Annotated in this window: 15 protein-coding genes and 3 pseudogenes; 3 read left to right on the top strand and 15 right to left on the bottom strand. The window is 31.5% G+C overall.

The features are described 5' to 3' along the window. The 12 genes and pseudogenes from BAQ46_RS24415 to BAQ46_RS24360 form a co-directional block, all read right to left on the bottom strand. Positions 1–455 (bottom strand): annotated as a pseudogene (locus BAQ46_RS24415) (hypothetical protein); the annotation flags it as partial. Positions 456–686: 231 nt separating this feature from the next. Then, positions 687–1,112 carry a hypothetical protein gene (locus BAQ46_RS24410; protein ID WP_000119415.1) on the bottom strand — a complete coding sequence of 142 codons (426 nt, stop codon included), beginning with the start codon at positions 1,110–1,112 and terminating at the stop codon, positions 687–689. A gap of 36 nt (positions 1,113–1,148) precedes the next feature. Next, a complete protein-coding gene (gene holA / locus BAQ46_RS24405) occupies positions 1,149–2,144 on the bottom strand; it encodes a DNA polymerase III subunit delta (RefSeq protein ID WP_001143700.1) in 996 nt (331 codons plus the stop codon). A gap of 25 nt (positions 2,145–2,169) precedes the next feature. Further along, positions 2,170–2,874, bottom strand: a complete 705-nt coding sequence (locus BAQ46_RS24400; RefSeq protein ID WP_239661235.1) for an LPD1 domain-containing protein — start codon at positions 2,872–2,874, stop codon at positions 2,170–2,172. 167 nt (positions 2,875–3,041) lie between these two features. Continuing rightward, positions 3,042–5,021, bottom strand: a complete 1,980-nt coding sequence (ltrA, locus tag BAQ46_RS24395) for a group II intron reverse transcriptase/maturase (protein WP_013142315.1) — start codon at positions 5,019–5,021, stop codon at positions 3,042–3,044. 695 nt (positions 5,022–5,716) lie between these two features. After that, positions 5,717–6,796 (bottom strand): hypothetical protein, encoded by a 1,080-nt coding sequence (locus BAQ46_RS24390; RefSeq protein WP_001171910.1) that lies wholly within the window; start codon positions 6,794–6,796, stop codon positions 5,717–5,719. Between the two features lie 180 nt (positions 6,797–6,976). Next, positions 6,977–7,948, bottom strand: a pseudogene (locus BAQ46_RS24385) (sigma-70 family RNA polymerase sigma factor). A gap of 22 nt (positions 7,949–7,970) precedes the next feature. Further along, positions 7,971–8,201: a hypothetical protein gene (locus BAQ46_RS24380; protein ID WP_000533694.1), complete on the bottom strand. Its 231-nt coding sequence runs from the start codon at positions 8,199–8,201 to the stop codon at positions 7,971–7,973. A 491-nt stretch (positions 8,202–8,692) separates the two neighbouring features. Then, positions 8,693–9,934, bottom strand: a complete 1,242-nt coding sequence (locus BAQ46_RS24375; RefSeq protein ID WP_078399686.1) for a DUF3854 domain-containing protein — start codon at positions 9,932–9,934, stop codon at positions 8,693–8,695. Between the two features lie 34 nt (positions 9,935–9,968). After that, positions 9,969–11,791 (bottom strand): annotated as a pseudogene (ltrA, locus tag BAQ46_RS24370) (group II intron reverse transcriptase/maturase). 1,059 nt (positions 11,792–12,850) lie between these two features. Then, positions 12,851–14,410, bottom strand: coding sequence for a hypothetical protein (locus BAQ46_RS24365; RefSeq protein WP_239534394.1), 1,560 nt, complete (start codon positions 14,408–14,410; stop codon positions 12,851–12,853). Further along, entirely contained in the window at positions 14,403–14,627 is a 225-nt protein-coding gene (locus tag BAQ46_RS24360; RefSeq protein WP_000904320.1) for a helix-turn-helix transcriptional regulator, read from the bottom strand. The genes BAQ46_RS24365 and BAQ46_RS24360 overlap by 8 nt, the downstream gene beginning before the upstream one ends. 277 nt (positions 14,628–14,904) lie before the next feature. Between BAQ46_RS24360 and BAQ46_RS24355 the strand changes: the two genes are divergently transcribed. The 3 genes from BAQ46_RS24355 to BAQ46_RS24345 all read left to right on the top strand — a co-directional run bounded on the left by BAQ46_RS24355 (position 14,905) and on the right by BAQ46_RS24345 (position 18,290). Further along, on the top strand, positions 14,905–15,744 hold the full coding sequence (locus tag BAQ46_RS24355) for a hypothetical protein (protein WP_071742964.1): 840 nt from the start codon (positions 14,905–14,907) through the stop codon (positions 15,742–15,744). A gap of 184 nt (positions 15,745–15,928) precedes the next feature. Next, positions 15,929–17,113 carry a DNA polymerase III subunit beta gene (dnaN, locus tag BAQ46_RS24350; RefSeq protein ID WP_071742962.1) on the top strand — a complete coding sequence of 395 codons (1,185 nt, stop codon included), beginning with the start codon at positions 15,929–15,931 and terminating at the stop codon, positions 17,111–17,113. A 427-nt stretch (positions 17,114–17,540) separates the two neighbouring features. Then, positions 17,541–18,290 (top strand): terminase gpP N-terminus-related DNA-binding protein, encoded by a 750-nt coding sequence (locus BAQ46_RS24345; protein WP_000572425.1) that lies wholly within the window; start codon positions 17,541–17,543, stop codon positions 18,288–18,290. 25 nt (positions 18,291–18,315) lie between these two features. Here BAQ46_RS24345 and BAQ46_RS24340 read toward each other — a convergent pair whose 3' ends face one another. The 3 genes from BAQ46_RS24340 to BAQ46_RS24330 all read right to left on the bottom strand — a co-directional run bounded on the left by BAQ46_RS24340 (position 18,316) and on the right by BAQ46_RS24330 (position 21,450). After that, positions 18,316–19,764, bottom strand: a complete 1,449-nt coding sequence (locus BAQ46_RS24340) for an FtsZ/tubulin family protein (RefSeq protein ID WP_001097018.1) — start codon at positions 19,762–19,764, stop codon at positions 18,316–18,318. A 23-nt stretch (positions 19,765–19,787) separates the two neighbouring features. Then, positions 19,788–20,198 (bottom strand): hypothetical protein, encoded by a 411-nt coding sequence (locus BAQ46_RS24335; RefSeq protein WP_001006724.1) that lies wholly within the window; start codon positions 20,196–20,198, stop codon positions 19,788–19,790. A gap of 565 nt (positions 20,199–20,763) precedes the next feature. Beyond that, positions 20,764–21,450 (bottom strand): hypothetical protein, encoded by a 687-nt coding sequence (locus BAQ46_RS24330; protein WP_025921769.1) that lies wholly within the window; start codon positions 21,448–21,450, stop codon positions 20,764–20,766. Positions 21,451–21,914 lie beyond the last annotated feature (464 nt).

Here is a 21,914-nt window from a genome sequence, read left to right as displayed (position 1 = left end):
TTTCTTGCTTCTTCCTCTGCTTTTCTACGTGCTTCCGCTTCTGCTTGGTTTCTTGCTTCTTCCTCTGCTTTTCTACGCGCTTCCGCTTCTGCTCGTTTTCTTGCTTCTTCCTCTGCTTTTCTACGCGCTTCTACTTCTTCACGTTCAATCGCTTCTTCTTCTGCTTCTTTTATTTTTAAATCATTCTCAGAAGTGCCTGCCTGATTTTGAATTGTAGTGATCCAATCAAGAGCTGGGTTACTATTTGAAGATTCATTTTTAGGTAAATTCACATTTACACTTTCTTCACGTTGGTTCCGCGGTTGTTCCAAATGCTCTTGTTGTATTTGCTCACTTATTGGATCTTTATTGACATCCTCATATTGTTCTTCTTCCTCTGCTAGTAATCGCTCTCTTCGTTCTTTTTCTTGTCTAATCCTTTCTTTAATTACGTTTCTTTTTCTATTATTTTGCATATAACAACAATGGCCTCCTTTCTATCAGTACCTCATTAATGAGAGTAATTAAATTATTCATCCTTCATAATTAATCATGAGATATTTCCACAAAAAAACTAAGGAAAAATACAGATAATATTATTTTTTTTAGCATGATAAACCAAAAAGAAGGATAAACAGGTCGCCCCATTTATCCTTCTTTTTTGAAATTGTAATACAGTTGAATATTTTATTATAGGTTGTTAGAAACTACTGTCTAATCCCTTTTTTAATAACTTTTCTCATTTCTTCATGTAAATTAATTAAATTTGACATGTTTTCTTTTATTTCTTTGATGGCACCCTCATCCAAATTAATTTCTAGTTCTTCAAAATGCGGAAAATCAAAAGGATTAAATTTATCCTTTTTAACATGGCACATAAATTCAGTTCCATCATTCAGTTTAATTTCAGCCGAACCATCACCAATCCATCTAACATCATGGAAATCAATTACGCCTTGACTAAACGAACTATATTTCTCTATTTCTTCTAAAAAGGGTTTAATAAGTTCATTTCTTTTTTTAGAAGCCCAATATGGATTCGCTCTTTCGCAATTCATATTCTCACATATATACTTTGATTGTCCATAATCCCCTTCTCGAACAAAGGAACCACATAATTCACAATAACTCATTATCCCCCTCCTAAAATATATAGTATAGTTTTTAATTTATATTATAAGAGATGTTCTTAATACATCACAAATTTTAGTTATTGAAATTTCCATAGTAAGATATGAATCTTTTCCCATTTTCATATTATTATCAGCTTCTGTAAGTATACATAAGATATTTCCTAAGTCATCTTTTGAAAGATTAAATCCCTTAATTTGTTCTTTAGACTTTTGTAATACATATGGATGGCAACCTAATATCCCAATTAGCTCTTTATCCTTTGTACAATTCTGTAAAACTTTAATTTTGAATAACATATCAAATTTATATATAAGGGTAGCTAATATTTGAATAGGATTATGCTTTTTCAAAATCAATTCATTAAATAATTCGATTGCTTTATTAGTATCTTGACTTAGTAAATATTCACTCAAATTAAAGATTGACTGCTCTAGACTCTTAACAGTGACCGCTGCTATTGCGTCCATAGTTATTTCTTTTCCACCGTTACTATATGCATACAACTTATCAACTTCATTTTTTAAACATCTTAAATTACACCCTACTGATACTATCAATTCCTGAACCGATTCATTAGAAATTTGTATGTTTTTGTTATTTGCATACTTTAGTATCCATGTAGCTGTTTCTGCCTGATTGAGTGTCTTTGCTTCAAAAATAATTGCTTTCTTTTTTAATTCTTTTACTACTTTTTTTCTTTGATCTAATTTTTCCTGATTAACAATTAATATTAGTACTGAATCCTCCATTTTCTTCTCTAAAAAACTGAGTATATAATTAACATCATGATTCACTTCTTTATTATTATCACTTGTTAAAAAATTCGCGTTTCTTGTTATGACGATTTTTTTACCTCCGAAAAATGAATACTCTTCTGCTTCATTTATCGCAGTTTGAATTGTTTCCTCTTCCATATCAAATTCAACAACATTTAAATCTTCTTTTGTATTATTAGTAAATTCCTGAATTATCCCTTTAACCTTATCTTCTAATAAATAAGTTTCTTTTCCATATAACACATATGTTGGCATTCCTATCCACCTCCAGATAATTTTATTAAAACAACGTGAGCTGTCCATCACTGTTAATGACATATTCCAATGGAGCAGCACTTAATGTATCCACACTTGATTTCGTATCATTTAAGATTTTCATAATAGATCGTTCTTTTTTAGGTAACTGAGCCTTTAATTTTAGAAACAACCATTTAAAGTAATCACTTATCATAGTCATCAACTCATCATCTTTTGGAAAAACAATTGAATTATAATTATCATACAAGAATGATGTTTCTATCTTTGCAATATAAAACAAGTACATCTCCCCAGCACGTGCGAATATCTCCGAATAATCTAAGTAATAATCTTTGTTATACTTCTTATTACTAAACCACTGAGATTTAAAAGCGTGCCCATTTTCTAATGAATCCACTTTTTTTGAAACAAGTTCTATATATCTATCTAATATCGGTCTAAACCGAATACCTTCACTTAATAGCGTTGAATCTTTCATCACTGTATAATCGATTAGATGCAAACATTCGTGTGCAAAAGAATTAGGAGCAGCAATATCTACTATTAGTGCTTTGACCGGTGAAGAAACGTATACACCATCTGCTTTTATTCTGCCTAATTTTTTTACCCTAAAGCTATGATCATTCAACTCAGGTAAAGGAACGACTTTTTTGAATTCTAAGAACTCCCTCTCTATTTTTTTGAATTTCATCAAGTATAGTGATAGGTAAGTCTTTAGGTTCGGCACCCTCCGCAAACAACTTTTCAGTGATACTAGTGATTAGTATGTATCTCTTTACTAAGTTGACCTTTTCCCCCACTTCACACCGTGCATGCGACTTTCACCGCACACGGCGTTCCCTCTTACTCCAAATAACCTAAATTTTAGAATTCTTTGAATGAATATCTAAAACATTAACTTGCTATTAGGATATTCTTCTTGATACTCTTTAGGTCTATAGGTTCTAACCCTACTTTTTCTCTCAACGAGTTAACTCTCTTGAGTTTAGCTCCTTTTATCTCATTCATCACAAGAAGATTATAGATTTTAACTTCATCCGTCATGTGAATTAGTCGGTGTATGTCGTTTTCAACTATGACCAAATTCTTGTAACTGTCGTCTTTATTTTTATGAAATGGAATGATGTGATGGCAATGCCAACCAATTATTCCAAGTAACTTTCCTGTTACATAACATTTACCTTGTTGACCAACAAATTTTGAGATTCGATTATCGTGGTATTCTATACTCCTGTCCGATAAATACTGTTCCATAATCGCTGCAATGGTTGTTTCAGCGATTTTCATAAGTTTGTTATGAATGAGCTTTCTACCATTAGATGTATAATTACTTATGTTTTGGTTAAAATTCATTGGAGCTTCATGTTTTTGTGCATGAATTGGAGCAAGTACCACTGGACCGAGAGAGATTAGTTTTGGATTATATCCTTTGTACCTCTTTTGTTGCATTTTGGTCATATCCTTATAGCTAGCTTGTTTTGTATTCAATCTAAGACGATTGTATATGGCTCTCTGACAATGAAAGCTAATCTCCGATAGATTTAATGTTATATTAGTTGCTATTTTATAATAGTTTTGAATGCCCATCACCGTAGAGTTGAAAAGTTTTGCCTTATCTGGTGTGGGTGACTTCTGTATTGTTTTAATGGCTTTAGTTATTTTATCTTTTGCTTTTTTCAAAGCTTTAGGCGACATGCGACTAGTGCAAGTGTACTTTGGTTCCTTTAGAATTGATTTAACATAGTTCTTAGTTCTCCATTTCCCTGTATTTTCGTCTTTCACATTAGTTTTCGCCCATTGTTTAGTTTCCTTATAACCTTTAGCCTTAACTTTTAACTGGAAACCCAGAAAATCGGACCAATTTTTCTTTAGATTAACCACTTTGGACTTGTCTTCAGAGCAGTCCAATTGTAGTCTTTCCTTTAGAAATTTTTCTACAGCAATTTTGGTTTTGATTGCTTGGTTTCTAGTTCTACAAAGTATTTTGAAGTCGTCAGCATATCGAATAATGTAGATTTCCTTTAGTTTAGTGCTTTTTAAAGCTCTAAACTTGTTTGATTGGGTATATTGATGTTTCGTTTCAAAAGTTTCATATTGATTGCTTACCCACCAGTCTAATTCATTAAGTACAATGTTTGATAATAGTGGTGATAGGATACCTCCTTGAGGTGTTCCCTTGGACGGGATGCCTTCACCTTCTATTTCAGCTTTGACTAGGGTAGAGATTATGGAAAGCAATTTTTTATCTTTAATACCCAATGTCCACATCTGTTTAAGAAGTTTGCCATGATTCACATTATCGAAGAATCCTTTAATATCAACATCGACGCAATGGTGCAATCCACATTGATTTATAAGAAATAACATTCTTGCAATAGCATGATTGGTTCCTCTGTTAGGTCTGAATCCATAGGAGTGGTTGTGAAATCTCGCTTCGCAAATTGGTTCCAAAACTTGTAGAATACACTGTTGGAACAACCTATCCCACATACATGGGATGCCAAGCGGTCTTTTTTTCCCGTTTTCCTTCGGAATCATTTTTCGACGAACAGGTTTAGGGACATAAAAATCAAACATTTTCTCGATATTTTCAACTATTACATGTGGAGGTAATTTAGCAATGTCTTTGATGGTTATCCCATCAACACCTGCTGTATCTTTTCCTCCGTTTCTTTTGATGTTTCTGTATGCTAATCGGATATTTTTCTTGCTTTTCATTATGCTAATGAGATTTCTAAAATATTTCCCTTGTTGACTTTGAGAATACAATTCATCAAAAATTTCTTGAATGTCATAGTATTCGTTATGCCTTAGCTTCTTACGTTTTTCCAAGTCGCTAATCACTCCCGTAGGAGATTTCACTTTCTTAGTCATACGAGAACCTTGAAATCGTTAGATTCTAAATAAGGGAATAATTAGTTATCCTTCTGTAAGACTAGTGGCTGTCCCTCCGCCGCTTATTATCACGGGTTCATTGGTATATTGCCACCACTTTCACTGAGTTAAAATTAAGTTATCCTTTATGTGCTAATCTCACACTATAAGTTTTCCTTAATACCGATTCATTGACGGTAAAGTCTCCTCGTACTCAGCTTCCTGTGTTCCGATAAACTTATCCAAATAAATATCCTTAGATATCTCCTATGAGCCTGTCTATTCAATAATGCCTGTAACATTATAAGGGCGTTCATAACGTCGAAACTTACTAACCCTCATAGACTACCTACTTAGGGGGCAGAAACCTTTCGATTCCTTCAACGTCTAGACCCGTACATTCGGAGCTTCGTCAGTTCATATGGTGCTAAAGCACATTTAGAACATTCTTATCATAGATATTTGGGACCACCGACCTATCTTGCCCTCGACCACCTCTGGTTCGCATTTCCTCAGCTTAATCTGTTAGGGGACAATCTCAGTCGACTTCACCGAGCTTCTGACAAAAGATTATTTACCTAATCCGTTTCCAGTCGGAGTATTATGGAAAGCCCTTCAAGGCGTTACCCTATCATTTGACTTTTCAGTTTATCAGTTCCTGATAATTGTATCTTTATCAAGCCTAAGCTTTTCACTTAGGAACACATCGCACCAACATCATTGTCTAATTCAACATACCCAAAGTTCTCCTTAAAACAATTGTTCTTCATTACCTTAAATGTTGATTTGTTTATATGTTTTTTTGTTTCAAAAAAACGGGCATAAACCGTAGCTTTATCGCCCCTTATTTTAATATGCTTTTTTATATTCTCCTGTCTATCTATAAACTCTCTGAGCATGATTTTATAATGCAGATCGTTAAAATTATGGATCACATTATACTCTGAATTTAAGTAAAGTTTATAGAAACTTCTTGTTTCATCAACTACAGGAATTATATTTAATTCTGCATTAGCACTAATATATTTAAATTTTTTCAACTTCTCAAAAACCATTCTTCCTTCAGCATTCATATTATCAATTTTCATATCCACATATACATCGATGACATTTCCATTCTCCATCTTGTTCTCAAAGCAAAATTTTATCCCCTGATATTCATACAACTCGGGGTTAGAAATAATAAATAGCTCAAGCGAATTCTCTAGAAATGCCTCGGCTAATAACGTCCCTAAATCAATTAGTCTATATGACTTATAATCCGTTTTAATTCTATATGAGCGCAAATGAGCACTCTTTCGAATAGGGATTTTCCCAAATGCAATTCCTGTTTTTTCAAGGAATTGCTGTTTATTATTTGAAAACTTCTTCACTTTTATATTAATCGGTAATAATTCTTTAAAATTTCGAACTGTAAATCTCTCTTTATAATCATTACGTCTTTCTTTTAATTTCGGATTAATGTCTGTCAATAAGTGTATTGCACTTGAGTATCCTTCCTCTTCAATCTCTGATATTTCTATTGATTGCCTTGAAAATGGGATTCCTTCTATTATTTCTTCTAGTTCTTTATAACTTGTTACTTGTTCTATTTTTCTTCTGTAATATTTTATTAATGCTTTTAAAGTCTCTTCTTTCAACTCAGCAGTTGAATACTGATTAATTGGTTTTCTAAACTTTAATTGAATGTCCATAAACTCCTTAGAAAAACCGTTATTTTTTAGTTTTTTTCCCAGTTCTTTTCTTAAACTAAAGATTTTTTCTCTTTTCTGCATCACATAGTTTCCTCCTTTAGACACAAAAAGCCCCTCAAGGTCGCGTATTATTACAAACTTTAATAACAAATTTGTAATTCACGTTACCCGAGGGGCAAAATTTTGTGAAATAGATTTAAAAATAAAAAGATACAATATGTATATTATACTGTATCTTCTGACAAATATGAATATTCATTTTCACGCCATGTTAAGTTCATCCATCACTTTCATTTTTTCGTGAAGTAAATTGAAAATTTCACTCTTATGTTGACATTTCTTTAATTTTTTTATTGCTTCATCTTTTATTTGTGAAACTCTTTCAGTTGTAATCATAAGTGCTTTTGCAATTTCTTTATGCAAATACACTTTACCGTCAAGTAGACCAAAACATAAATTTAGCACCATCTTTTGCTTTGGATTTAATACTTCATCAAATATTAACCATATCTCGTAATTTAAGTCCTCTATTATCATCTCATTTGTTGAAGGTATTGCTGATCTATCATCAAAGAATGGCGTTGATATACCTACATCTTCATTTATAGTATCTATATCCAAAGTCATAGTAGTAGCTCGTTTATAATATACTTTGTGCCTTATAACCGTTTCTCTAGTTACATTTAGCTCTTTTACTACTTCTTCTACCGATGGAGTCCTATTGTACCTTTGTAAATATTTATCTTCCAATTCTACATATTTCAAATTAAATTGATTTACATGAGTAGGAATTTTAAAAGGCCCAGACTTTTTTTTACGTATAATTCCTAACATACTTTTTTGTATCCATCAGAAAGCGTATGTGGAAAAACAATATCCTAAATCCGGATTAAAATCTTCCATTGCCCGTAACATTCCCTCATTTCCCTCTTGAACCAAATCATCAAATTCTATATCAGGATGCTTATTTTTATAATTTCTTGCAATTGATAATACTAGACCTTCATTTACATGGAACAAATAGTCACGAAGATCTTTTTCTCCATGCTTATACCGCTTAAACAAATGTAAACTTTCTTCTTTTGACAGTACCTTGTAATTTCCAATTCCCCTAATATTATTATTGTTTTCTTCAGTATTAGGCATTGGCCTAATAGTTACTGCAGCAGTACCTTGTGTTATAGTTTTATTTAATGATTCATCACGATTTATCCTGCTATATGATTGATTCATACCCATTCCTCCTCTCTCTTTTTTAACGGATTGTTTCTAAAAACAACTTTGTTTCCTTTTGTACACTACTAATTAACTTACATTCTTTTGCACATGTATTAGAAACTTCCTTATGCGCTTTCGTTTTTCTCAGCTCTTTATATATATCGCACCCTTTACAGATGCTACTAATGCCTTCCATTATTTCTAATTGCTTTCTTCTTTCATATAAAAATTGTTCTTTTGTTTTCTTCTCGCTTACTCGTCTCCCCATTTGTTTCACCTCGTATACATGAATAGTATTTAGTAATTAAAAACTATCATCGATATGACATAGATACGAAACTTCCTCTTCAAAAATCTTCCAATTTCCCCTGTATGTATATGATATAGGATTATAAAAAAATGTAAAATCAATTCTTCAAAAAATTTAAAAAAATTACCAAGATATTAAAATATACATCATTTTCTTGTGGTTTGACTAATTATATCTATATAAACTTAGCAAAATAATTACACATCATTTCACATATATATTACTCTTCATAATCATCAAAATTTAAATATACAATCTAAACCTTGATGATTATGAAGAACAAGTATAAAATGATGGATGCTTTGTATTTTTACTACAAAACATCCATTAAAACAAAGTAAAAAATGATTTACCATTAAAACCCCTATTTACATTTATTGACTATTACATACTTTATTTGTATAATTAAAAAACATGAACTTTATTATAAAACCCCATTTTACCAGTGATTATCTTACCTTTTCTACTGCTGGAATATAATCCTGCAATAACAAATCATCAAGTCCCTTCCCAAGATTGATATCCCAACTAGCATAATTAATACTAATACCTTCCTGATATAATGCTTGTGCACACTCTAACAATGTTCTTTGAACGTCAGGATTTGTAATCATATCCATGTCTAAAGCGAAAGTCGCCTGCTTAACCCCCATTTTTTTTAATGGATCAATTAATATTCTCCAAACTTTTACTCCTGGTATGGATACAACTGTAGTACCATACATTAACTTCTCCTCATTGGTTAGAAGTTCGTCTAAGTTTTCTGCAGATATATCAGCCTTTAAACTACCTTCTGTGATCCATACATTATCCTTTTTAATTAATTCTCCACGTTCCCAATATTGCAACTCTCGACTTGGTACTGCTACATGTATCGGTAATGGGTTACCAGCTCCTGTTCCATGAAACTTTCCACCGGAGCTAACCCAAATGTATTTACTCTCCAATTTCAGCTGTACTTCACCTATTTTCTTGCCTTCGTAATCTATTTCATACCATTCTTTTACATCTACTGCACCTTTAAACAACGACTCTTTCTTACCATTGATTTTATAAGTTACTTCAATGATATTAGGCTGCTCAATAACAGCTGCTTGAAAGCTAGGTTTATGGTCTCTCACAACTGTCACATATTTTGGATTATCAATTCTATACTGAAAACCACATATTTGATTATAAATATTCCTTTGTGGAATTAAGAGAGAATCTCTCCTACCCGCAAATGTAAAATACCTTCCTTCCTTTGTTTCTTTTGCATAGAATCCCGGGATCCCTACAATCAAACTTGTTTTACCGCCAGCTTTCTTGATTATTTCTTTCGTTACATCCCATGGTTTGATAGGAAAACTTTTATAATTTCGTATATTTATTGTTTCTATTGCAATCCTACGTTCAGGACCAGTCAACATTTCAATATGTTCTTCTCGTAGTTCTAGTTCTTGCAGAAACATGTAATATAAAACATCTAAAGTATAATCATTTTTCTTTTTATGTTCTTTTACCATCTGATCCGGCGAAAAATCATATCCCCTTTTTTGTTTTTCATTGACTATATGCAAATAGCCAGCTTCACCTAATTTAGTATCAGATTCTATTCGCCCACAAATTATTTTTGTTTCAGTTTCATTTACCAATAGTGATAGGTAAGCTTTTGATGCTATCTCCAGCTTTTCCCCCGCTCTGCACCGCACAGGCGAGTTTCCCCGCATACGGCGCGCCATCTAACTAGTTCATTGTGATAGCCTTAAGATTACATTTCTTACGATATTGGTTTATCTTTCTAACCATTTCATCATTTAGCGACCATTCTTTCATGTATTTTTCAATCGTTTCTAACCGTGTAGCATGAATTAGCTTATGAATGTCTACATGGATAATTCTGAGGTTATTGTAGCTATCATCACCGCCAAGATGTAATGGGATATAATGATGACAATGAACCTCATAAGCATATAAAAATCTTTCTGTGATTTCACATCTTCCTTTTTTCATAGAATATCTTGAAAGTCTATTATCATAGAATTCAATACTATTATTTAGAGTTAATGATTTCCTCAAGACTTCAAGTTGTGAATTAACCATCATATCGAGATTTTTATATATCGCTGCTCTTCCTTCTATAGTGTAAACATTGTACTTATTAGGTAATAACCTCGTAACTACATAGTTTATATCGTGTAATGGATAAATATATACGCCGGCTATTTCCCATGTTTTATAAGTTAAGCTATATCGCTTCTTATACGTTTGGTTAGCATTTAAAGGATATTTTTTCTTACTAATATCCTTCAGACGATTGTACATGAGCGTGGAAAGTTTATATGAGACATCCTTTAGTTCCCTAAAAACATTCGTGGCATATTTAAAGTAATTTTGTATTCCGGCAATGTACTGATTAAGATTCAAGATATTTTCAGCTATTGGTTCTTTTTGAATTTTTTTGATTTTCTTCTTTACCTTGCTCTTAATCTCTTGCTTCTTTTTATTCTTAATATTAGTCTGCATTACATACTTTAATCTGCCTTTATTATTACTCCCCTTAACCTTTGCACAGATTTTGAATCCTAGAAATTCCGAATAACCCCTTCTAAGGTTTATAACTTTAGATTTTTCAAGCGAAATATCTAGTTTCAGTCTTTCTTTTAGGTATAAGCGTACAGCGTAGTACCATTTTTGTGCTGTCTTCCAATCCCTCGCAAATATTTTAAAATCGTCCGCATATCTCACAATATAGCCTTCTTTTAAGTTTGTGGTTTTTAAAGCTCTATTCTTCTTATTATCACCAGAATATTCCCGCTTCGTTTTAAAACCTTCCCATTGGCTATATACCCATTGATCTAAATCATTAAGGACAATATTGGATAGTAACGGAGAAAGTATTCCACCCTGTGGGGTTCCTTTACTAGGCAACCCTTCACCTTTTATTGGAGCTTTTAACATCTTCATGATAATTTTAAGAACTATCCTGTCCTTAATTCCCATATTCCACAGTTGTTTCATTAGTAGGGTGTGATTTACGTTATCGAAAAACCTCTAATATCAATATCAACGACATAATTAAGCTGATATCTGTTTACGAGAGATGCACACCTAGCAATAGCATGGTTAGCACTTCTAATTGGTCTAAAACCATAACTGTGTTTATGAAATTTCGCTTCAGCTATTGGTTCTAAAACCTGCTTAAACATTTGCTGTATTAGCCTATCCTTCATGCAAGGTATACCTAATGGCCTTTTTTCTCCATTAGGTTTAGGGATCATTTTTCTCCGAACTGCTTTAGGTTTATAATTCGTTAAATCATCTCTTATAAATTGAATAAACTCACCTTTTGTCATTCCTTTATAGTTATCGATGGTAAATTTATCAGTACCTTCCGTTTTTGACCCTTTATTTGATTTGATTGAACGATATGCAAGTAAAATATTCTCTTCGGAAATGATAATTCTGTATAGTTTGCGAAATGATTGATTTTCTGTGCTCGACTTGTATAAATTATCAAATACAGTATGCATACCGTAATATTCCCAATGTCGTAATGACGTGTTCAGTGTGGCATCTCCTTTCAATTTCTCATGTAATGAAGATGTCTCCCACTTTCCTACTCGACCGCTGAACTTCGTCTTAAGGTATTACTTTAGGTTATAAACTAGTTAGACTTAGGCCCATCCCTCCACGTTTATTAGACGTTTCTTTGGTACTGTGGCCCTACTCTCACAACGATAAATACATTTCGGAAAATTAATTTTTCCTTATAGTAACCGCCCCGATGATAGTCGTTGAAATAGACGTTCGTTGCTTTCTCCGTTCCAATTATCCTAGCTGTACATATATTCCCTTAGGTCGTGACTTTAGGCCTGTAAATCTTATAGCATCATTGTTTGCTATCCCGATTTTCATGGGTGCAAAGCTTACTCATCGGTAATTTACCAATCTCTTTGGATTGCGGAAACTTTCGTATTCCGTAGGCTTCTAGACCTGTACATTCGCCACTTTGTCAGTGTTACCTTTACACATTCTAACCATAGGAATCTTATAGCCCCCCGCCCTATCTTTAATCATACCTTCTCACCAAGTGGCTCCAGATTAAATTCAGGCGACTTCACCTAGCTTCGTACCTCTCACCGCTATCACAGTTTGACGCACGTAGGAGTATTAGGGAAAGTGTTTCAGCTCAACATGACGGCTTTCATTCCACTTTTCGAATAATTAGTTGTGAGCTCTTATCAAAGAACCCCAATCATTTCATTCCATTAACATGACATTACCATGTTGATATGGAACTTATAGATTAACGGATCGCACTACACCATCCTTGATGACCGCATATTGGGCAAGTTGTTCTATAATATTCAAACCATCTTTCATTGCTACCTTTACTCATACTTCTTGCAGGCCTTAAAACTCTACTTACCGCTAATTTTTCTATCGACATAATATCTCTCCTTTTCCATTAAATTAATAAAAAAAGCCCTTTGGAATACGGAGGTTAAATACCACACAATAGTGTAATTTAATCCGTAACCCGAAGGGCTTTATGTAATCACTAGAAAATAAAACAAAAAATTGAAAGAGTATATTACGAATATACTAAATTTTCCTAATTTAATCTAGGGATTAATAATAATTTTTTTCATTACATTCCAAATCCTTTTTACATTAGACTCATCGTTATAACTGCCTTTAAAATTCGATTCTGATATTAAATAATTCATAATATGTTCGAATCCAGGCTTTAACTTTGCAAATGTAGCATCATCCTCAACAAAAAGTCTATTAGAGTATTGTATTTTAGCTACTTCCTCAAAAATAGAAGGAAATTCAAACAAAATATCAGATTCAAACATTTTCTGAATTATTTTTGGTTTACTAAACTCAAACTGATCTATAAAGATGAGTTTAGTTTCAACTTTAGGATTTATTTTTTGAGTAATAAATTTCGAGGCAAGATTATAATTATATACATCGTTATTGCATAGGATCCATAATTCATCAATGTGTTTTAAACTTTCAAGTGTATGCTTTACCATAGGACCAGAAGGAATATCTAAAAAGACTAAATCAAAAAAACGTAGTCCTTCAATGTAATAGCGGTTCATTATGTTATCTGTAAAGCATTTATAATTATTGCGATTAAAAGGGAAAAAGGTTACTCCCTTATAATGAAGTGGAATGTGTTGTGTTGTTAAATTAGGGTTAATTAAATAATCACTTAATGATATCCAACGTTCATCTATGTTCAAAAATTTTTGAACATAAGAATATAATTTTGGTGTATTTGATACACCTTCTAACACAGAAATTGAAATTGAGTAATTAGCCATAAACACGGCGAGGTTAGTCAAAAAGCTTGTAACGCCTACACGATTAATAGGTGACCATACACCAATTACTTTTTCACCTATTAGTTTTCTTCTATGAACAGGGATATTTATATAATTTCTAAGGTTTAATATTGCTTTTTCATATGTTTCTTCACTTATTGCAAGTACACTTTCCCTTTTTATAGTTTCTTTTTTAATTTCTTCACTTACCGGAGTACCCTCTCTACTACATATATCATCTTTAGAATTGTTAGCATTTTGATTTTCAAGAGGTTTTTCTAAATAATTCTCTTTACTAGCAGCTACATTTCCATCATTATATTTCTCGATTGCTTTGGTTTCATTTTGAACAATATTATCCTGTTCATTTTTATCAGTATTTAATTTTCGTATTTTGACTTCCTCTATAATATGAGATTCTATTTCTATATCTTCATTATTTTTATCACGCGATTCTTTACTACCGGAATTCTCCTGGTCTCCCTCACCTACATCGCTTCTTGAGTTAACCATAATTATTTTTTGTAAATAAGAATGTAAACTGTCGGGTGTATTATCAACTACTTTAAAAGGATGTGTTATAAGATCTAGTTCTAAACTATCTAATTCATCAGCTAAGCATATCTTGTAATTCGCTCTTAAGTTTTGCCGCAGCATTGCAATATAACTGCTTCCATTTTCGCCTATTATTTCTTCTGAATCCACGAAAACTGCAAAAACTTCATTATAATCGTCTATGTTGGTATACGTAACTTCAATGATCTCATCACCAGGAAAAAATTCTTCAATAACCTTTTTTAATTCGGTAGCAATTGATTTTAAAACTAGAACTTTCAATTCAAGCACCACCTTGCTCTCTACTCAAATTAAATTCCTCTAATAAACGACATAACTGTTTCCTCATTTTGTATGAAAGCTCATACTTACCATTTTCTATATTGGATAAATGGCTAGGAGTCACTCCTAATTCTTTAGCTAATTCGTTTTGTTTAATTCCTAATCTTTTTCTACAAAGCACCAATATTTCAGAATCATTTTCTGGCTTCAATGTATCAATAAGCAACCTTCCCCCTCCTTCCATTATTCAAATTGTTAACGAACTATTTAAATTCCTTGTCATAATAAGAATATTCTTTTTCTACCAAATTACTAAGTGTTTCTCTCGAAAAAATAAATTGAAAATACTGACTACAAAACATATACTTAAAATGTACCATTATTTTTTATTTTATTTCAAAAAACACTCATGCCCTTCGGGTAATCGATTTTATTACACTTACTTCGTGTAAAAAAATCGATTCCTTCGAAGGGCATTTTTGTGTTTAAAAGGAGGAAAAAAGATGTTCAAAAAGAGAAAATACCAAAGATTAGAAGATGTACACGACGCTTTATTAGCTCCCTTTGAAAAGAATGAATTGAAATACAAAGATGGTAAACCATACATTCCTCATTATCAAGCTAGAAAGAGATTAATAGAGATTTTAGGTGTTTACGGATTTTCAATTGAATATCCGATTCAAGAACTTTATGCAGAACCAAGTAGCGTCCCCCCTATTATGTGGGCAAGAACAACATGTAAGTTAACATTAGACTTTTCAGAATGGGGTGGCGAGAAAAGAATTGTTTATGGCACAGATGCAAAGAAATTGAACAGATTTTCTAATAAAGAAAAAAATATAGAAAATGGAGTTGTGGGACAAATTTGTGATTTAGGCGATGATGAAAAATCAGCAATGGCTAGAGCATTTGTAAAGGCATGCGAATCTATTGGGATTGGCTTATATCTATGCTTAAATCCGAACCACCAACAAACAAGTAATACAACTCCACCATCTAATAGCAATTACAATGAATTGTGGAACATCGTAAACAATTATGAAAAAGCGTTAAAAATCAATATTGATGATCGAAAAGAAATATTAATATCTTCATACCCTAAGCAACGCGATTTTAAAAAATTAAATGAAAAACAATTAGAATTTTACATTTCTATAATAAAACATTCTGCAGAAATTGCAGTAATGGCCACTAATTCAAATACTGAAAAACTTATATTAAATGAGTTATCAAGATGCTGTAATCAACAATTTAATAATTTTAAAACTACTATTCGATTTATGAACGAAGCAGCTGTTGAATATACAGGTAGCTATTTAAAACAAAGTAAAAGTGCAATCTAACTATCAATTTCATGTTAACATCGGACGGAATTCAATGAATTAGAACGACTCTTTGTCATTAACATATCAACTGAAATTAACATGTTAAGAACGGTAAAACACCAAAATATCAATGTTATATCAACGGAATCTCTTAGAGATTGACATAACATTAACATTTTAAACTTTTGAGGAGGAATTAATTATGCACATCGAAATTTCAAAATCTAAATTAGTCGAAAACTTATCTAGCGTGGTGAAATTCGCAGGTAAAGACAAAAAAGAACCTATTCTTGAGAGTATTTTGATTGTAGCTGAAACGGATAAATTGCGATTTATTGCCACAAATTCAAAAGAAACAATTGAGCGTATTGTTTTTTGCGATGAAGATGTATCGGTGATAGCAGAAGGAACAGTATTAGTTGAAAAGAAAATAGTAGATGTCGCAAAAAAATTAACAAAAGAACCTATTAAACTAAAACTATCCAAAAATATTCTTCAACTAATTTCTGGTAAAAGCAAGTTCACTCTTAATATCTTTAAAGTAAGCGATTATCCTGTAATTAAACCGAGTCAAGCGGAATATTTCGCTGATATAGAGTGTTCTATATTAGAAGAAGCTATAAACAGCGTCTGCTATGCAGCATCTACTTCAAATCAAAGACCTATTTTAAAAGGTATTCACCTAACTGTATCAGAGAATCTCATGACCTTTCGATCTACAGATAGCCATCAACTAGCGTATAAAGCTATTAAATTACAGACAGCCTTCAAAGAAGAAATTAAAATGACAATTCCAGCCATCGCTTTAAAAGAAGCTATCAATAGTTTCGATATAAAAAAATCAATTAAACTGAGCAAACTTGATAATACATTTATTTTATCAAGTGATACTGAAACATTTAGAACCCAAACACTTGAGGGCGATTATCCAGATGTCTTAGTTAGATTACTTTCTCCACTCTATGAAAATGTAATTTTAGTTAACAAACGTGAGATATTAGAGGCTCTAGAACAAATAATGCTATTTACATCAAATAAACCTACCGGTATCTTTACATTAAATAATAACGCGATCACTATAGAAAATGAAGAAAAATCCGAAGGCAACGCACAAATCTTAATACAAACTGAGGATATTACAACACCAGATCCATCAGTTAAACCTGAAGACTCAATTATAAAATTCGGTTTTAATGTACAATTACTTTATACTTCTATAAAAGTTATAAACTGCGATTTAATTTCGATCGGCTTTAATGGTGAGAAAAAGCCAATTAGTATAGTACATGAAGATTATTACAATAACCTTGGTGTTAATTCTACTGAGCCGTTACAGCCGATTCATTATTCAGACTTTAGATTCATACTACCTAGCATTATTAATTAAATAATAAAGCCTATACTATCAAGTATGGGCTTTTTTTATTTGTTTTATACATAAACTTTTAGTTTTTTATATTATAAGTTTAATATTATATCTTTATAATTTATTTACAAATCACTTTTATTTACTTATCATTAATATATTGTAGACTAATTTGTTAATTTCATAGCAACAATAAAGCGGATTAACACTCCAAATAACGCATTACAAATAACAAAACATTAACATGACATTAACATTATTATGTCAATATCGCACAAACATTAATGTCATGTTAACCATTAATTCATTACATGTTAATGTTATATTTGATGTTAATTTCATTTTATAAAGGTATTTTAATTAGTATTGCCGAAAAGTACTTAACATGTCAATTCCACTTTCTATGTTAATTTCACTTTCTACGATTAAATTCCAAGGAGGTATAACAATGATTGAACAAGAACAGCAAACTACCACTGAAAATGGTGAAGAAACTAATAAAAACTTTATTCATGAAGACGCTTTTGAAAAAGCATGGCGAATAACTGAGTTTTCAAAGTTAGTAGGTCGCCATCACAATACGGTATATAATTGGTTCAATACCTTAGAAGAAAAAGGGTTACATGGGACTCTTAGAACCAATAATACAAATGAAAAATTATATAATAGTCTCGATTTAGATATTGCTTTATTTATCAAGCAGAAGAGAGACGAAAAATGGTCACTAGATGCAATTATTGAACTTTTACCACATCAATTTGAACTAAGGCCCGTTTCACCAGAAAATCAAACCAGTGAACTTTCAGCTCAATTAAACATACATGAAGCAGCTGCAACAATCGAAAAAATAGTAGAACAAAAGCTTGAATTGCATTTACAGAGCATTGAAATGGAGTATAGAGAAAAATTGGAGGAAGCTGTGCGTTCTGCGTTACCTGAACCAGAAGACCCTGAAACCTTAAAAGAGCGTCAAAGACAAGAAAGACTAGATAATATGATTATTCAGCACAGAGCGCGTACAGAGTTAAGAAAACAGGCTGAAAAAGAGTGGAATAGCCTTCCTGAAGACACCCGAATTAAAAAGGTTGGTTGGTTTAAAAAAGAAGAAGATCTTGCGCGGAAACAACTTTTCATTGAAAACTATATTGATGAAAACATGATTGAGTATATACAAAATACAATGAATATAGAAAAATAAGCCTGGAATTTTCCAGGCTTATTTTTTATTTTGCTCCAAACATTTTATCGGGATCCATAAATGCCGCTAATTCTTCATCATTTTGTACATTCTTTTCGTCATCTTTAGCTGGTTCTATTTCTAAATAATCACCAAAATTAATGTGGAAATCATCATCTGAATCTTGTTCCTCAATAGTTGTAATTTGAGACTTTGTATATTGAATTTGACTTTGCTTTTCTTTAAATTCATTGTATTCCTCGACTAATCCTTTAGATAAACGAGATGGTAGTGCATCTGTTTTATAGAAAGTATACACGCTACCCATAAAGTCATTCTTACTAACTAGATATCCATTAAAAACAGTTCCATTGATTGGTAGTTTATTTGTTACTTCTACCTTAGCATCATCCATAAATGAATCATCAATATTCTTTTGTTCATCTAAAATTGCCAACATACCAAAATGATGCACTTTAGATGCCTCTAAATCTCCATTTTCATTTGTTTTCATTAGATCAATTGGATGGTGGAATGAGCTTCCTTTTAATGATTCTGAGAACATATCTACAATTTCTTTACTATTTTCAATTTGGCTCATGTTACGTGAAACCTTATTAATTACCAAGCAGCCAGTTCTTTCTAGCAGAATTCGTTTAAAGTCTTGAGAATCTAAAATTACAGACGTTCCAGAGCCATTTGCAGCTGTGTTTAACTCATGAATAATATCTCCAATGCGTTGGTTTGCATAGTCACGTGAGTTTGCAATTCCTTTTTTCTCATTTTCATTTAATCCTTTAAACTCATCATAAAAATGTTGATTATCTGCAAACACAACAAACGCTACACCTTTAGCCGGATCATTAGCTAATTTCCAAATTTCTTGTGAGAATTTATTTACTTGTCTTAGTACGTCTGGTCCATCAGCTCTAACTGGAAGTGTAACTACAATACCCATTTTAATGAAATCTTTACGTTCAATTGCATTATTGAAAGCAATTCTTGCATACTTTTGTTGATTTGCTATTAGTTCTTCTCTAGGGATTTTCATTGCCATACTTTTAAGTTCTTCCGCGATAACAGGCTTATTATGGAAAGCAGAGAATTCCTCAATTGCCTTAATAATTGTAGATGTACCTGTTCCACCGCCTAAACCAGCAAAAAATAGCACTAATTCATCAGATGGTCTTACACGTTCTGTAATAAACTCTTTTAATTTATCTTTAGCATCATCATTAGATTCTAAAACCTTTACAGCACGTTCAGGATTTTTACCTAAACCACCTAATTTTAGTGAAACCTGGTTACTTTTTGGAACATTCTTAAGTTCAGCTAAATCTCCGTCATTACTATTTAATGCAAGACAATTATATACTGCTGTACCATCTGTATGTTTATACTCAGCAAACTTATCTACCATTCTAGTTCCGGCTTGCCCAAAACCAACCATAGTCATCTTTACAGCAACTTCGTTTTTCAGAAAGTTTTTTGCCATTTTCCATCTCTCCTTCGTTCTTTTTACTTGTTTTTACGTTTCTCTAATTCAATTAAAATCTGTTGTCCTCTTATTGTTGAAATTAAAAACTTATACGGATGCATAATTTTTTCTGTTATTAATGACATGGCAGCTAAAGTACCCACACTTCCCTCTGCTGATCTTCTAGAAATATTAGTCCTTTCAATTTCTAACGAATAGGATTTTCCCTTAGGTTTCTTTACTCTCCTATCAATAACAACATTTTCTACTATCTCATTTATTGAAATACCTCTCATATACTTCGTCTCTTGGTATTGTTTGTTTACTTGAGATCCTATGTAATGAAATACATTGTACAGTATTTCGTCTTCTTCAATAATGTCTGCGAACATTTCTACAACTTCAGGAGTAAATTTATTCTGTTTATATTTTTCACTTAATACCTCGTTCAAGTTGTCCCCCCCTTAAAACGTTGGTTAATTATTCCTAAAAACATATTACCTTATTATAAGACGTATATCAAGTCATTATATATAAGTCTTATATAAGGTTATTATATACAAGACTTATATAAGACTTTCATTTCAAAAAAATACATTAAACTCTTACCTATCACCACTTTACATATAAGACGTACATGTAAATCCTTTATATACGTAGTAAACAAAACATGTTAATACTAGATTTCATATAACTAACAATAACTATCGGATACTTAATAAAAAGACAGTATTTATGTAGATTTTTATCCAGATTTATATTATTACCATTTGATACATCTAAAATATAGTACTAATAACCCCTCTATCGTACATATACAACCTATATAAACGCACTATATATAAGACTTATGTACAAACACCTAAAAATAAAGGTTTTATCCACTTTTATATAAATTTCATGTCAATATAATATCACCACAAACCTTTATACGTCTTATTTGTAAGTCTTATATATACACGTTATAGATAAGTCTATAAAAAAAGAGTAATACTTATTAAAGTATTACTCTTCTAATTATAAATTTTTATATACAATACTTAGTTTATTGAAAAGAACTTCATGATCTCGTTTCTTATTTACCAACTTATTTCTCTCTCTGTTGTCAACAGAATGGAAAGGGGATGTTAATGTCATATTATATTCAGCTATTTCTTTTATTAATTCCGTAGTTATTTCTGATATTTGTAGGAATAACACATAAAATTCTGATTCATTTTCATTCAATTGGCTAGTTTTATAGTTAAGTTCTACAAACTTGTCAGTATAACTTGTCAATTTCATATCAATATAATCGCTATAACTAACATGTGTAGTCATGATTTTGTTAAACTCACCTAAACTAATTAATTTCTTTGTTAAACATAGGTTCACCAAATATATCCTGTATAAAGCTTTAAATGAAATAGCATATTTAGCTCTTTTTTTTATTAATTGGATGTATTCACCGTATTTGTTGATTAAATATCTTAATTGGTTAGATTTTATCCTCAAAATTCTACTGACTTGTGCCATATTATACGTTTTATAAGGATCTAGAGCTGCAAACTTTATTGGGATTATCTCATGTTCGTTACTTAATGTATTAATTACTTGGGTATAAAGAAAGTCCGTTTCAAATTCACTTTGTATTATCTTTGTTATTAACCCATATTCTATGTTCCAATTCCGCATTTTTTCACCCCTTAAATCAAATTGTAACATGCAAAATATGAAATATACACAATTTTCATTTACTTTATTATGTTTATTTACTTATTTCTTTTATGATGTGATTTTTCCTTCTGATAAACAAATAGCTCTATAGAATTAAATACAATTCTGTTTAACACATAATATCATCTATGCAAAAGAATATTCACTGTACATTTCATCTATTTTTGTTACTCTACACATATATAACGAGATACATATGACGAACCCTTTTTTCATCATTAGAGTTCGTCATATGTTCTTTTATCTATGTCGAAGTACAAATGACGAACTCTAACTGTAATTTTCCACTTGATATCATTGAATTTAATTACCCACACCTGACGAAATAATATGTGTTTTTAAATCGAGAGTTCATAGGGGATAATGAGTTACTTTTTTGTAAATTTCAGTTAAAATATACACTAATCATTTTTATGTACTGAACTGCTTAATTTATCCAACATTAATTACTT

Origin of the sequence: Bacillus paranthracis, assembly GCF_001883995.1 — a bacterium.
Lineage (GTDB): Bacteria > Bacillota > Bacilli > Bacillales > Bacillaceae_G > Bacillus_A > Bacillus_A paranthracis.
This window is presented reverse-complemented; position numbering and strand designations above follow the sequence as displayed.